This window comes from Blautia wexlerae DSM 19850 (genome assembly GCF_025148125.1).
In the GTDB taxonomy this organism is placed as follows: domain Bacteria; phylum Bacillota; class Clostridia; order Lachnospirales; family Lachnospiraceae; genus Blautia_A; species Blautia_A wexlerae.
Genome location: NZ_CP102267.1, coordinates 3,807,594 through 3,822,605, shown reverse-complemented (window position 1 = coordinate 3,822,605; position 15,012 = coordinate 3,807,594). Strand labels below are relative to the sequence as shown.

Here is a 15,012-nt window from a genome sequence, read left to right as displayed (position 1 = left end):
TATGTTAGATCACAGAACAGAAACCTTTATGGCTGTATGCAGTGTTATGAATTACAGGGAGGCGGCAGAGCTGTTACATATTACCCAGCCGGCAGTCACCCAGCATATCCAGTTTCTGGAGAAAGAATACGGCTGCCGCCTTTTTCTTTATGAAAACAGAAAACTGATCAAGACCCCTGCAGCACAGATGCTGGAGGATTACTTGCGTTCCGTTCAGCAGCGTGAAAATTTTCTCAGGGAAAAGATAAAAAACAATGGTCTCCGGGAACTGCGCATCGGTGCAACCAAGACCATTGGTGACTATGTGATCACAGACAGGATTCACGATTTCTTAAATCAGCCGGATACAGCACTGACTCTGATCGTGGATAACACAAAGCATCTTTTGCATTTATTGGAACAGAATACTCTGGACTATGCCATCATAGAAGGATTCTTTGACAAAAACAGATTTGGAAGCCAGTTATATCGCCGGGAACCTTTTGTGGGAATCTGTCCGAAGGATCATCCCTTTGCAGGCCGTGAAGTATCTGTAGAGGAGATTCTGAAAGAAACTCTGATCCATCGCGAAAACGGCTCTGGAACTCTGGCTATCCTGGAGGAAAAGCTTCTGGAGCATAATGAATCTTTGGAGCGTTTTCACCGGCATATATGTATTTCCAGCTTTAAGATGATCATCGACCTGATCAAGTCCGGGTATGGAATTTCATTTGTATATGAAGTACTTGCCAAAAGTGACCCGGAGCTTGGGATTTTTACATTAAAGGGTGAGCCCATAGTCAGAGAATTTAATGTTATTTATCTGAAGCATGCGGATGTGCGGGAGAAGATGGAATGGTTTTTATGACCGCTTGCGTCTGTACTCGTTGGGAGTCATTCAAAATTGTTTCTTAAAAGCAGTTTGAAGATTAGAATACTGCCGATGAAATGATTTTCTATCTAAATTAATCGAAATTATCATCCACAAAAGTATATTGATTTCATTTTCTGCATATGCTATAATTGCCATAGGCAAAATGATAAAATTAAATTCATTGGTAACACAGCAAAAAGCCTCGGAGGTCGCATCTCCGAGGCTTTTTTATTCCGTTTTGGCAAGGGTGGCTTATTCCCCAGGCTGGCTACCAGCTACTATTTTCTATCCAGCCATTTGCAAATGTAATAGGTGATTACACCTGCCAGAATAGAAAGCATAAATGATAAAATTGTATCCATTGATAGCACCCCCCCTTCCTGTACCTGTTTAGGGGTGGTAGCTTGGATATTATATCATAAATTTTTATAATATAATATATTTTTTATTATACAACTGCGCCGAAGTAATTTTCGGATTATCCAGCACTAATATTGAACTTTTTCAGAAATTTTCATTCTCAATATACAAAAGATCTCACATTCGATTATTTAAAAACAATTTCTTCAGTAATCCTTCCATGTGTCTTTGTATTCATGAACTCAATAGATAATTTGTAATTTCCCTTTCCACCAGTTGGTTTAATACTATTCTTATCAAATATACTTTTATAGGGAGAAATTGAATGAAAACCGTTTTGTTATTTTTATTTATTATGAGTGTAGATATGCACAGTTTGCGCTTTCATCTACTACAATATATTTATGGTTAATATCCCTTACAGCCAGTAAGGAATTATCCATCTTGTTGCTTAAGCTGTTAAAATGTATGGAGCAATCGGTATATCGTCTTATTCATCTTGGACTTCGCGTCCGTTGCCGAGACTGATAACCTTGACTCCTCATTTGCAGCGTTCGTTTTATGCAGGTTGAACTGCCTTCGGTACGTTCGTGTCACACCACAGTAGATGGAATAGGCAATGAGTAAAACTGGTCTTTATCCATTGCATAATCTGATTTTAAGGAGTGACAAATTTATGAATATGAATGCAGTAGGTATTGATGTTTCCAAAGGAAAAAGCATGGTTGCTATCCTTCGTTCTTATGGTGAGATCATTTCAAAACCATTTGAAGTCAAACACACAGTCAGTGGGATTCGCTCTCTCATTGAGCAGATCCAATCCATTGATGGCGAATCTCGTATTGTCATGGAACACACCGGTCGTTATTACGAACCTCTTGTCCGTGAACTTTCGAAAGCTGACCTTTTTGTATCTGCCATAAATCCCAAACTCATCAAAGATTTTGGAGACAACTCTCTCCGCAAAGTAAAGTCCGATAAAGCGGATGCAGTAAAAATTGCACGCTATACTCTTGACAGTTGGACGGAACTCAGACAGTATAGTCTCATGGATGAAATTCGTAATCAACTGAAAACCATGAACCGCCAGTTTGATTTTTACATGAAACACAAAACCGCTATGAAAAATAATCTAATCAGCATCCTTGACCAAACTTATCCGGGAGCTAACACTTATTTTGACAGCCCTGCCCGTGAGGATGGAAGTCAAAAATGGGTTGACTTTTCAGCCACCTACTGGCATGTGGATTGTGTTCGTAAACTCTCTCTAAACGCCTTTATCGACCACTATCAAAAGTGGTGTAAACGCAGGAAGTACAACTTCAGCCGTTCAAAAGCTGTTGAAATCTATGAAGCATCTAAGGAGCTTGTTTCTATACTTCCAAAAGACGATCTGACAAAGTTAATCATCAAACAGGCTGTAGAACAATTAAATACGGCTTCACAGACTGTGGAACAGCTTCGTACCATGATGAATGAGGCTGCTTCTAAACTGCCGGAATACCCTGTTGTCATGGCTATGAAAGGTGTAGGTAAATCGCTTGGTCCACAGCTTATGGCAGAGATTGGTGATGTCTCCCGATTTACCCACAAAGGAGCCATTACAGCCTTTGCAGGCGTTGATCCCGGTGTAAATGAATCCGGTTCATATGAGCAGAAAAGCGTTCCTGCTTCCAAGCGCGGTTCCAGTACTCTTCGTAAGACTCTGTTTCAAGTCATGGATGTTCTCATCAAAACAAAGCCACAGGATGATCCTGTCTACTTGTTTATGGATAAGAAACGAGCACAAGGAAAGCCTTATTACGTCTACATGACAGCCGGTGCGAATAAGTTTCTTCGCATCTACTATGGTCGAGTGAAAGAATATCTGTCTTCACTCCCAGAATAAATATCTCGTCAATACCTTTATTTTAGACCAGCGAATATCGGTGGTCTTATTTTAATGTTCAAAATCTTGCAAAAATTTTTGCCTGAAATCATCAATTTGCTATTGACTTTTTATTTGCAGGCTCGGTAATTGAATTGCCGAGGATTCCCGCGTATTATCCTAAAATTGTTATAATAAGAGTCCGTATGCAGAACTTTTGTATATAATAGACTAAGTGAATATCTGGAAATGAGATTAAAATGCCAGACCAGAAAATAGATAACCTTTTAAATCTTGCAATGGATGCAACCTCACAGGAGCGTAGAAAGTCAGGAAATCTTAACATAGGATATGATCCTGCAACCAGGCTATGGGATGTGATCATAAAGTACAGCGGACCGGAAAGTGGTCTGGCTGGAAATGGAATTCAGGTAGTGCCACTGTTAGGGGGCTATGCAGTGGTAACTTTGCCGGAAAGTGAGATTGATGCGTATTCCCACAGAGCGCAGGTGGAATTTATGGAGAAACCCAAACGCTTGTATTTTGAATTGTTTCAGGCGAAGGGAGCGAGCTGCATCCGCACAGTGCAGACCGGCAGGAATGGACTGACGGGAAAAGGAATCCTGACAGGAGTTGTAGATTCAGGAGTGGATTATTTTCACCCTGATTTCCGAAATGCAGACGGAAGCAGCAGAATTTTACGTTTATGGGATCAGAGCATACAGGGAAATCCACCTCAGGGATATGTGACAGGAACTGAATATACGAAAGAGCAGATCGATGAGGCGCTTGCACTTGGAGAAAACCAGGGCAGGCGTCTTGTTCCATCTTCAGATTACAGTGGACATGGAACTTCCGTGCTGGGAATTGCAGCAGGAAATGGGAGGGCATCAGATGGAGTGAATCAGGGAGTTGCCTGTGAAAGTGATCTGTTGGTTGTGAAAATGGGAATTCCCAGAGAGAACTCCTTTCCCAGAACTACGGAACTGATACAGGGGATTGATTATCTGGTGAGGCAGGCGCTGGCTATGGGAAGACCAATGGTGATCAATCTCAGTTTTGGAAATAATTATGGCTCACACAAGGGAGATTCCCTTCTTGAAACATATATAGATATGGTTTCTTCCACAGGACGTCTGGCTATCTGTACAGGTACAGGGAACAACGGCAATCAGCCTCTGCATGAGGGAGGAACCCTGAAACAGGGACAGACCAGACAGATAGAATTATCTGTGAGCAGCAGGGAACCAACATTAAATGTGCAGTTATGGAAATCTTATGAGGATGAAATGAGTATTTATATTGAAAATCCATCCGGAAACCGGATCGGCCCCTTAGACGAAAAGCTTGGTCCTCAGAGGTACAGACTGGGAAATACAGATCTTTTAATCTATTATGGCAAACCTGGACCCTATCATCTGACACAGGAAATCTACATAGATTTCCTTCCTGGGAAAACTTATGTGGACAGTGGAGACTGGAAAATCATCCTAAGTGGAAAAAAGGTCAGAGGAGGGGAATATTACCTGTGGCTGCCAGGTGGAAATACCCTGAACAGAGGAACTGGGTTTTATGAACCAAGGGCATATGGGACTTTGACCATACCTGCCACAGCCCGGCGGGTTATTGCAGTTGGAGCATATGATTCGCTGGTTGACTCCTATGCGGATTTTTCCGGAAGGGGCAGCAGAATGCTGCCATATCTGAAACCTGATCTGGTGGCACCGGGAGTAAACATAGTTGCTCCCGTACCCGGTGGTGGTTACAGAACAGTAACAGGGACTTCCTTTGCAACACCCTTTGTCAGCGGATCCGCTGCATTGCTGATGCAATGGGGGATTGTGAATGGAAACGATCCCTACCTCTATGGGGAAAAAGTAAAAGCCTGTCTCCGAAAAGGCGCCAGACCATTGCCGGGGTTCGAGGAGTATCCTAATGAAGAGGTGGGGTGGGGGGAGGACGTTATAATAAGGTTACATTGAAGAAAGTCAGTAAAATCAAGTGTTTCCGTTCATTTTCCAAACACAGAAACGAAGCACTTCCACCATGATTTTGAAGAAAATCTGCCCGGGTTGGATTCAAAATGATATGGAAAGAAAGACTTGCAGCAATGACGTAACATGAACAGCCGATTCTGTTACAGACAACATATTAAAACGAAAGAGAGGTCACAGGAATATAAAACTGACTTATACAAATAATTATCAGTTATCAAGGCCATAAGGCCAAATTATACCATGGGTCAGTTTTAAGCATTAAATCTGGATCAGTTTTAAGTGTAAATCAATAGCTGATAATCACTATGATTGGGAAAATACAAAAACCGATAACTACAGTTCAAAGAACTGTGTATTATCGGTTCTGCGTCTGGCGCTTTAATAACAGTTATATGGAATTGTTCAATGTTGATTAGACATTCTCTTTTGCACTTCGAACAAAAGAGTGGAAAATTTTTTAGTACAGTATCTTCTCGGATTTTGTCACGTGTTTTATTTCCGCAGACAGGGCAACGTACTCGCTCGACACTTACTTTTATTTGCACTTCTACTTTTTATTTTTTTCTTGAGTATCCTATAACACTAACAAAATACGATGCGACTACTATACCCAAAGCAAAAATAGTAATCAACATAGGATTTTTAACCAAATTTTGAGTAACGTATTTCATATCTTTTGATATTTTACTTACGAAAAAGATAACGAGAAGCGTGCAAATCATTCTCACATACTGAACACTCATATAGCCAAACCACTGTGCTATTGCTAAACATATAGAACACCATAAAACAGGTAATGCTATTGCAATGGTGATAGAAAAACCAAACTGGCTAAGTGTAAAATTATGATAAACCACATAACGAATGATATAAATGATAACTGTACCCATTATACTAATCGGAACAAGAAGCAAGCTAGTCAAATACTTACTGAAAATGATTTGGTACTTACTCAGCGGCAAGGTTAATTCATATTGTTTCCATGAAGTCAATCCATCATAGGTCATGGTCATCATTAAGTGCATACCGATAAAAAGTGAAAAAAAAGCCGATGACATAATTGAGTAAACTTCATTCTCTCCGAAGAATGAAATTGCTATTACAAAAAAATACATTACAAAAATGACTTTTTTATTCATTTTCTTCATAAGCAATAAATCCTTAAAAACCAATCCTTTCATTTGACACCTCCTTTGATATAGAACAGCATAATGTCCTCAATAGAAGCATTATCAATAATTAGATTTTGGTATCTTTTTTTTGCAGCTACTTTGTCATGTATTAAGCATTCCACGCTAAGATTTGTTTCTCGACAACATACATAGTCATCTGGTGAAACAGTATTAAATTCTGATTTTTTACAGCGTATAATTCCATAATTATAAATGAGGTCATCTTTCTTTTCCTCAAAAATAATTTTTCCATTATGAATCAGAATTACATAGTCAGCAACCTTTTGTATGTCAGAGGTTATATGTGTAGAGAACAAAATAGAGTGTTCTTCATCTTGAATAAATTCTAAAAAAATGTCCAAAATTTCATCTCGTACAACAGGATCTAACCCTGTTGTTGCTTCGTCTAAAATCAGAATCTGGGGTCTATGCGATAGTGCACAAATAATTGACAATTTCATCTTCATACCTTTTGAAAGTTGCCCTATTGATTTATTTAATGGAACATCAAGGCGTTTCATATATTCTTCAAACAAATTCATATCCCATGTTTTATAAGATCCCGAAAGGATTTGGGCAATATCTTTTGCATTTAAGACGGAATGGAATTTACATTCGTCAAAAACAACACCAATGTTTTCTTTATGCAAATAAGAATGATTTTGTTTACCCAATATTCTTATTTCACCCGCATCCAACTTCAACTGGTCTAAAATTAAATTGATAGTTGTACTTTTTCCAGCACCATTTTCTCCTATGAAACCCACAATACGTCCTGTAGGAACTGTAAATGAAATATGATCTAACATAAAATCATCAAATTTTTTAGTCACATTTTTTACAACAATACTGTTCTGTTCCATAATTTCACCTCTCATTCTTCAAAAAATAGTTTTAGAATATTAGCCATTTGCTCATAGCTGATACCATGAGTACGACCGATTATAGCAACTTTTTCTAAAAGTTCTTCTGCTATTCGTAGTTGTTCTTCTTGAATAAATTCTTTATTTGGTGATGCAACAAAACTACCTTTTCCCGATACGGTTTCGATAAACCCATCTCGAGTTAAATCTTCGTAAGCTCGTTGAACAGTAATAACACTTATATGCAGGTCTTTTGCCAGTGCACGCATGGAAGGCAGGGCTTCTCCGGCAGATAGGGTACCATTCATGATTAAACTCTTGATCTGCATAGCAATTTGTTCATAAATAGGCTTATCACTACTATTACTTATGATAATTTCCATTCTAACTTCCTCTCACCACCTTCTGATATATGCGTACTTATACGATATGTACAGTGTATATGATAGTGTCAGAAATGTCAATAAAGTAATCCTACAATTCATTAAAATATACCATATAAAGTTTTCAAAAAATCAGCGTAATCCAACCTGTCAACCGGCATAATAAGGTTATTTCTTTGTGCAAATCAGCACGATAATGATAGGATGAGCGATGATGAATTAGAACTTCTGGCTCCATGGAACGAAATTGTCAAAGCTGAAATTGAACGTCGTGCAAACGAATCAAATCAATCATATGTGAATTGTCAACGAATCATGAAAGCTTATCTCAGCCTATAATGAAAATAGGATACTGACTCCACTACTTTTTTCACTTCTCTTTTTGCCTTACAATAGTCTTAGGCAGGATTAAGTTTGATTGCACCTTGGAGGATTTGCACCCCGTTTGTCAACGTAAATGATTTGCCCTTGAGCACAGCATATTGTCGCACCTTTTATGAATAGCACGAGTAGCAAAGTCCGTATTATCTCGGGCAAATCTCCTGCCAATTCTATAGTAAAGGAGTTGTTCTGTATGAAAGACCTTCTGGAAATTTCCTGTGGACTGGATGTCCACAAAGAAAAAATTGTTGCATGTATCCTGACTGGTCCTCTGGGCAAGCCAACCCGTTCTGAAATCCGTGAGTTTTCTACATTGATTCCGGATATGATAGCATTACGGAATTGGATCGTTTCTAAAAACTGCCATCATGTAGCTATGGAAAGCACCGGTATCTATTGGATGCCGATTTATGAAATACTGGAGGATGCTTTCTCTGGTGACATTACCCTGCTTGTTGTAAATGCACGCCATATGAAAAATGTTCCTGGCAAAAAGACCGATATGCGGGATTCCGAATGGATTTCCACCTTGCTTCGCGCCGGACTTTTGAACGGAAGTTTTATTCCCGAAAAAAGGATTCGGGAATTCCGCGATCTAAATCGTTACCGTAAGAGTGTCATCCGCGATATTACGTCACAGAAGAACAGGATTGAGAAATTTTTACAAAGTTCCGGCTTCCGTCTATCATCCTTTATTTCTGATATTTTTGGCGCTTCGGGTAGAAACATCATTCTGCATTTAGTTGAACATGGGCAGATTGATAAAACTGCTTTAGATTCTTGTCTCAAAACCAAGACCAGAAACCGTATTGATGAAATTCTCATGTCCGTGAACGGAACACTGTCAGAACACCAAAAGGCATTTTTAAGGATTCTCATGACTCATTATGATTCTTTAAAGAAACATCTTGCTGAAATTGAAACGAGTCTCGAGGAAGATATGGCTCCATTTGCCCTGCAGGTTGAGCAGTTGAATAGCATCTATGGAATAAGCACAACTGCTTCCTGTGCAATTATTGCTGAAATCGGTATTGATATGAAGCCGTTTAAAACTGCGGAACACATCTGCTCATGGGCCGGTTTGTGCCCAGGTAATAACGAAAGTGCTGGAAAACGAAAAAGCACCTCTGTCACAAAAGGCAATCCTTACATAAAAAGTATGCTCTGCGAAATTGCCTGGGTGATTGCAGGGAAACGCAACACTTATCTTTCGGCATGGTACTGGAGAATCAAACAGAAAAAAGGAGCCAAAAAAGCGATTGTCGCACTTGCCCGAAAACTTCTTGTCATCATCTACACAATGTTAAAACAAGGAACTCTATTTGACGAATCCTGTTTTGAAACAAGACGTAAGCACTGTGAACAAAAACAGCTTTCTCGTTATATACGGGAATTGGAAAAACATGGTTATCATGTGGAAGCTCAAAGCTAGCCTTTCTTAAATACGATCAATCTCTCACTACAGGCAGCCAATACTGTGACTGCTTTATAGTGATGCTTTCATAATTGTTGAAAACATTTGTTGTCAAGGTTCAGTTTTTGGCTACGAGTTTTATTTTCGTAGCAAGGTGCTCTGGCTACTGAAAAGTAGTCGGGGATTTTTTCTATCATAACTAAAAATTAAGCGCTTATCATATATTCAGATTGGCAGTGAAGTAGTTGCTAAAGAATATCCAAATAGACGGGAATATGCTGTTTGTGAAGAGGTGCTTAATGATTGTCTGAAAGAAAAATACATATAGTAGAAGAGCATTAGATTAAAAAGAGAATAGCTCTCCATTATTGGAATATTTTCCAGTTTTGGAGAGCATTGTATTTGCTATATTCGCCATTTTTTCTTAGGTTCATATTTCCCACACCCATCACAGGTCTGTGGCCAGTTGATTTTCCATTCAAAATATTCATCTCTGGTAATTTCACCAAAGTTCAGTTCTTCTTTTCTGAGAACCCATTCTTTCATAAAATCATTCAGAACCCCATAATTAAACCACATACCGACAGGCGGATGAGCAGGCCAGTGATCAGAATCATGGTAACGGACAGCGGTATCCTCGCTGGAATTGCATTTTTCATCTGGATAGGTTTCTAACTGAAAGAGATTGATCGCAGCCGGGTTAAATTCATCAATCCAGAACAGGATTTCCATAAGTTCAGAAGCATCCATAATAGTAGGTTCATGCAGTGCCAGTGGATTTACGTCTAGAATCTTAGCCATTTCAGTTACCAGATCTTTACGGGGAACCCTGTAATTCGTTTCGTATTGGGCAAGGCGGTTTGCACCTTTATCGCCCCAGCCGAGGGCAGCTCCAAGTTCTGCCTGCGTCATATTCCGGAATGTCCGGATTTTTTTTATTTTATCACCGATTGTCATATCAGATTTCCAACTTTCTTTTTGATAAATCCATTTTACTACCAAAAACAAGGAATGTAAACAGAAAGATTCGCATTGAAGCGAATAAAATACTTGACATTCGCATGAAAGCGAATTAAAATGACAGTGCAATAAAGATTCGCATGAAAGCGAATGTACAGATGCGGATAAATACTTTTTGCAAATTATTGCAAAATGAGGTTGGTAAAATCCTTCTGTCAGGCTTTATTAGTGAGAGGATTTTTTGAAGAGAACAACATTTTGGTGTTTCCAGGCTGTAATAAGTGAAAGGGCATTCAAAAAAATCTCTTTTGTACCTTGAAAACTGCATGAGCTGTATAATCTGATTCCACAGATGCCATAACCCTGTAAATGATTTTACAGGCGAGCGTCGAAGATACTCCGGAAACGGCTGGTAAGTTTGCGAAGAAGCTACCAGCATTCAGAAATACTTTGATAGAGGTCAGATGTAACGCTGACAACAGATTATACGAATGGAAGCCAATACGCTGAACAGAATACAAAATGCTATAGATATCTGGATAACTGGAGAAAAGAGGAAGAAAGATAAGGTGATGTGGTTGAGAAAATTGTAGGTATAGGACGACTTATACAAAGAATATGTTGGAAAAGAGGTGAGCATCATGGTGAATCAGTCAGTAATAGATTCCAGTGTTGATCTGGAGCAGTTAAAGGACATTGAAGATTTAATTCCTGATATGGATAAAGCTATTTCTGAGAAAGTGGAAACTTTTCTGGATAAATCTGGCGATCAACCGTATGCTCACATGAATGAAGGGTATGTGGTGGTCGTGGAAATGACCGGAGAAATAGATACCACAGATGCCATTAGTGATTATCTTAGAAAAAGAACGGAGTTGATGTATTAGATGCAAGTCTTGAAAAAATATCTTGCGAAGCTACAGATGTTATGTTAATGTGAGGTCAGGGAAAATGAACGTGATACATGGTTTCTGACTTCAAATTCAATGGAATAAGTAAGTTGGGAGCGATGTAAAATGGAACAGATGCAAATGAATATGCCAGATATATACGATGCTGCATTGTATCTTCGATTATCGAAAGACGATATGGAAGAGGGCAGTGCGAAGTCAGAGAGCAATAGCATTGTAAATCAGAGAGAGTTACTTCGGAGCTTTGTAAAAAGCCAGCCGGATATTCAGATCTTTGATATATATGTGGATGATGGATACTCAGGAGGAAATTTTGACCGACCTGAGTTTAAACGAATGACAACTGACATAGAAGCTGGAAAAGTAAATTGTGTGATTGTAAAAGACTTATCCAGATTCGGAAGAGAATATATAGAAGCCGGGCGATGGATCGAAAAGACCTACCCGGCTTTAAATGTGCGTTTTATTTCAGTTACAGACCAGTTTGATAGCAAAACAGCAGACTTTTCAGAGAAGTCATTTGTAGTTCCAATCAAAAATTTTGTAAATGAAAGTTATTGCCGGGACATTTCCGGTAAAGTGCGAAGCCATCAGAAAATCAAACGTGAGAAAGGTGAATTTATTGGAGCATTTGCACCGTATGGTTACTGCAAAGATCCGGAGAATAAGAATTGTCTGGTGATAGATTCTTATGCAGCGGATATTGTAAGAAAAATATTTTCATGGAAAATTGATGGATTCAGTCTTGGAGCAATCGCAGAAAAACTGAATGTACGTTATGTGCAGTCGCCAAAAGAATATAAAAAGGCAAATGGCGAGAATTATAATTCTGGATTTCACAGCTCAGACACACCGAAATGGTCGGCAGTGCAGATTAAAAGGATTCTAACCAACGAGGTTTACATTGGAAACATGGTACAGGGCAAGCAGGAACGAATCAGCTATAAAGTAAAGCAACGCCTGGATAAGCCAGAATCAGAGTGGGTGAAAGTAGAAAATACGCATCCGGCAATCATCAGGCAGAGTGATTTTGACGTGGTGCAGAAGTTACTCCAATATGATGGCAGAGCATCGAAAACATTAGACAGTGCAAACTTTTTTTCGGGATTTGTGTTTTGTGGAGATTGCAAGACCCCGATGATACGCAGGGTAAATCAGTATAAGGGGAAGAAAAAAGCTTTTTATATCTGCCAGACAAAGAATAAAGGTGGAGATTGTACCAGACACAGTATTCCAGAAGAGGTGCTGAAAAGGATTGTATTGAAAGAGATTCAGGCATATACAGCACTTTTTATAGACTATCAGATGATTATGGAAGAACTTTGTGAGATGCAAGTCAGTTACGATCAGGTAATCGGTTATGATACACAGATTAGTAAGTTGCAGGAAGAATATAACCGTTATTACAGTCTGAAAGCATCTTTGGGTGATGACTTGAAAGAGGGACTGATCAGCAAAGCGGAGTTCGATGATTTTCGGGAAAGTTATGGAAGAAAATGTGAAGAACTGGAGCAGATGATTGAGAATCAGAAAAAGCTGGTAAAGCAAATGTTTGAGGGTGGAGTGTCTGCAACTGTTCAGTTGGAGGACTGGAAGAAATCACTGGAAATCAAAGAACTGGATCGCACATTGCTGGCACTGACCGTAGATAAAATCTATATTTATGAAAACAAGCAAATTAAAATTCACATCCGCTATCAGGATATGATTGAGAAGATGAAAGTCATAAGACGGTTTTATGCGGAACACAGGACAGAGTGCAGGAAAGAGGTGGGATAAATGGCAAGAACAGCAAAAAGATATAAGAAAAACACAGAGAAGAAGATTTCTGGTATTCCGGTATGTATGGCTGCAATTTATGCCAGATTATCCGTAGATAATGATGAAAAAAAGTCAGAATCTATTGAAACACAGGTTACGCTGATAAAAGAATTCATTCAGAAGCACAATGAAAATCCGGACAAAGAGTATGAGATTGCTGTATATGATATTTATTCTGATTTGGGAAAAACCGGAACAAATTTTGTTGAGGTAAGATAACGATACCTTTTTTGCAGAGGGTGTTATCTTACCTCTTTTTGATGTATGTTAGATAGCATAACTCTTTACGTCGGCTCCTATCTGTCTGAAATAGGAGATACTTTCGGTAGGCTTGTCGCCTGTATCAACTCTGCCGACAAAGCTATAAAAGATTTCGATTTTGCGGGTGTTCGTTTCCTTATCCAGTTCGTGGATAAGAATACGGTCAATAAATTCATGGACGTTTTCGTAGGTCAGTTCGGTAATGGCAGTGTACTTGCGTACCAGTGCGACAAACCTTTTCACGTCCGCGCTGCGCTCGGTGGCGTTGTCGATTTCCTGTGACAGCTCTGCAATCCTCCGGGTCAGCGTCTTTTTTTCTTCGTCGTAGCCGGAAGTCAGAAAAGCAAATTGTTCATCTGAAAGTTTCCCTAAAGCGTTGTCCTCGTAGAGCTTGCGGAATAAGATATTCAGCTCGCTAACCCGGCTCTGCGCCTTATCAAGCTCTTTCCGTTGCTGTGTCAGCGTCTTTTGTACTGCCTTTGCGCTGCACTCGTTGGCGGTCTGAATAAATTCCTGTTCATGCTCTTTCACATAAGACGTTACGCGCTGCAAGTCTGCAAGGACAAGTTCTTTTAATACGCTTTTGCGGATATAATGCGTAGTGCAGAGCATATCATTTCTTGCCCGGTTGCGGTAGTTGCCGCAAGTGTAGGCGTGCTTTCGCTCAAGCGTCCCGGCTCCGCGTACCGCATACATTTTGTAGCCGCAGTCCCCGCAAAAGAGCAGCCCGGAAAACAGGTCAATTTCATCAACCTTTGTCGGGCGGTGCCGGGTGGCAATCCGCTTCTGTGCAAGTTCAAAGGTTTCTTCATCAATCAAAGGCTCGTGAGTGTTGGGGAAGAAATACCGTTTTTCCTCCGGGTTCTTTTTCGTCTTTTTCGACTTATAAGATACCTTGTAGGTTTTCCCGGTTATGGTATGCCCTAAATACTCTTTCCTTGTCAGAATGTCGTACAGCGTCTTGTCCGGCCAGTTGTACCATGCGTTGAGCTGTGGGCGGGGGTGGCGTTTGCTCCCTGTCCTGCGGTAGCGCAGTTCCCCGACGGTCAATATCTCATTGTCCCGCAGCCAGTTCTGGATTTCACACATACGGTCGCCCCGTACATACATTGCAAAAATCTGTTTTACAACGTGCGCCGTTTCCGGGTCGGGTATCAGATGATTGCGGTTATCCGGGTCGATAAGGTAGCCGTAAGGGGCTTCGCCGTTGACGCGCTCGCCTTTCTGCGCCTTTGCCTGTTTGACTGCCCGGATTTTCTTTGAAGTGTCGCGGGCGTAAAACTCGTTGAACCAGTTCCGCAGAGGGGTAAACTCGTTATCTTCCCTTGCGGTGTCTACACCGTCGTTAATGGCAATGTAGCGCACTTCATATTCGGGAAAGACAATCTCTATCAGCTCCCCGGTTTTCAGATAATTACGTCCCAGACGGGAAAGGTCTTTTGTTATGACGGTCGCTACGTTCCCGGCTTCAACCTCATGCAGCATGGCTTGAAGCCCCTCACGCTCAAAGCTCACGCCGGAAAATCCGTCGTCTACGAAAAAGCGCGTGTTGAAAAAGTGGTGTTCGTCAGCGTACTTCTGTAAAATCAGCTTTTGGTTCTGTATGCTCTCGCTTTCCCCGGCTTGCATATCTTCCTGGCTCAATCTGCAATATAAAGCGGTAATCTTGTCTGTCTGTAACATTTTGTCCTCCTTTCCGACGACAGACAAGCATGGTATTTGTACTGTTTATATTATACCACATACCGCTGCCTGTGTCATGTATAAAA

At 40.2% G+C, this 15,012-nt stretch carries 14 protein-coding genes; 7 read left to right on the top strand and 7 right to left on the bottom strand.

Annotated features, from left to right (window positions below; translation table 11 throughout):
* Window position 1: 1 nt before the first annotated feature.
* The 3 genes from NQ550_RS17735 (at window position 2) to NQ550_RS17725 (ending at window position 5,062) form a co-directional block, all read left to right on the top strand.
* Window positions 2-847, top strand: coding sequence for a LysR family transcriptional regulator (locus NQ550_RS17735; RefSeq protein WP_025581081.1), 846 nt, complete (start codon window positions 2-4; stop codon window positions 845-847).
* Window positions 848-1,895: 1,048 nt separating this feature from the next.
* Window positions 1,896-3,101 carry an IS110 family RNA-guided transposase gene (locus tag NQ550_RS17730; protein ID WP_172678354.1) on the top strand — a complete coding sequence of 402 codons (1,206 nt, stop codon included), beginning with the start codon at window positions 1,896-1,898 and terminating at the stop codon, window positions 3,099-3,101.
* Between the two features lie 239 nt (window positions 3,102-3,340).
* Entirely contained in the window at window positions 3,341-5,062 is a 1,722-nt protein-coding gene (locus tag NQ550_RS17725) for a S8 family peptidase (RefSeq protein WP_025581254.1), read from the top strand.
* Between the two features lie 290 nt (window positions 5,063-5,352).
* Here the strand turns inward: NQ550_RS17725 and NQ550_RS17720 are convergent, their stop codons facing one another.
* From NQ550_RS17720 to NQ550_RS17705, 4 genes are read right to left on the bottom strand one after another with little or no spacing between them, the layout of a single operon-like run.
* Window positions 5,353-5,616 (bottom strand): cysteine-rich KTR domain-containing protein, encoded by a 264-nt coding sequence (locus NQ550_RS17720; protein ID WP_081703345.1) that lies wholly within the window; start codon window positions 5,614-5,616, stop codon window positions 5,353-5,355.
* A gap of 15 nt (window positions 5,617-5,631) precedes the next feature.
* Complete coding sequence (locus NQ550_RS17715) at window positions 5,632-6,258, bottom strand: ABC-2 transporter permease (protein ID WP_025581255.1); 627 nt, start codon at window positions 6,256-6,258, stop codon at window positions 5,632-5,634.
* Entirely contained in the window at window positions 6,255-7,112 is an 858-nt protein-coding gene (locus tag NQ550_RS17710; RefSeq protein ID WP_016286642.1) for an ABC transporter ATP-binding protein, read from the bottom strand. The genes NQ550_RS17715 and NQ550_RS17710 overlap by 4 nt, the downstream gene beginning before the upstream one ends.
* Before the next feature lie 11 nt (window positions 7,113-7,123).
* Complete coding sequence (locus NQ550_RS17705; RefSeq protein ID WP_008706402.1) at window positions 7,124-7,495, bottom strand: GntR family transcriptional regulator; 372 nt, start codon at window positions 7,493-7,495, stop codon at window positions 7,124-7,126.
* Between the two features lie 574 nt (window positions 7,496-8,069).
* Between NQ550_RS17705 and NQ550_RS17700 the strand changes: the two genes are divergently transcribed.
* Window positions 8,070-9,308, top strand: coding sequence for an IS110 family RNA-guided transposase (locus NQ550_RS17700; RefSeq protein WP_114091361.1), 1,239 nt, complete (start codon window positions 8,070-8,072; stop codon window positions 9,306-9,308).
* Window positions 9,309-9,695: 387 nt separating this feature from the next.
* On the opposite strand, the gene NQ550_RS17695 is transcribed toward NQ550_RS17700, so the two are convergent.
* Window positions 9,696-10,247: a helix-turn-helix domain-containing protein gene (locus NQ550_RS17695; RefSeq protein ID WP_025577790.1), complete on the bottom strand. Its 552-nt coding sequence runs from the start codon at window positions 10,245-10,247 to the stop codon at window positions 9,696-9,698.
* Between the two features lie 644 nt (window positions 10,248-10,891).
* Here NQ550_RS17695 and NQ550_RS17690 point away from each other — a divergent pair.
* From NQ550_RS17690 to NQ550_RS17680, 3 genes are all read left to right on the top strand, one after another.
* Window positions 10,892-11,137, top strand: a complete 246-nt coding sequence (locus NQ550_RS17690; protein ID WP_025577792.1) for a DUF6870 family protein — start codon at window positions 10,892-10,894, stop codon at window positions 11,135-11,137.
* 129 nt (window positions 11,138-11,266) lie between these two features.
* Window positions 11,267-12,940: a recombinase family protein gene (locus NQ550_RS17685; RefSeq protein WP_008706405.1), complete on the top strand. Its 1,674-nt coding sequence runs from the start codon at window positions 11,267-11,269 to the stop codon at window positions 12,938-12,940.
* Window positions 12,941-13,201: a recombinase family protein gene (locus tag NQ550_RS17680; RefSeq protein ID WP_025577795.1), complete on the top strand. Its 261-nt coding sequence runs from the start codon at window positions 12,941-12,943 to the stop codon at window positions 13,199-13,201.
* Window positions 13,202-13,249: 48 nt separating this feature from the next.
* Here NQ550_RS17680 and NQ550_RS17675 read toward each other — a convergent pair whose 3' ends face one another.
* Both NQ550_RS17675 and NQ550_RS17670 read right to left on the bottom strand, forming a co-directional pair.
* A complete protein-coding gene (locus NQ550_RS17675; RefSeq protein ID WP_259840294.1) occupies window positions 13,250-14,872 on the bottom strand; it encodes a recombinase family protein in 1,623 nt (540 codons plus the stop codon).
* A complete protein-coding gene (locus tag NQ550_RS17670) occupies window positions 14,811-14,987 on the bottom strand; it encodes a hypothetical protein (protein ID WP_259840328.1) in 177 nt (58 codons plus the stop codon). The genes NQ550_RS17675 and NQ550_RS17670 overlap by 62 nt, the downstream gene beginning before the upstream one ends.
* Window positions 14,988-15,012: the final 25 nt, after the last annotated feature.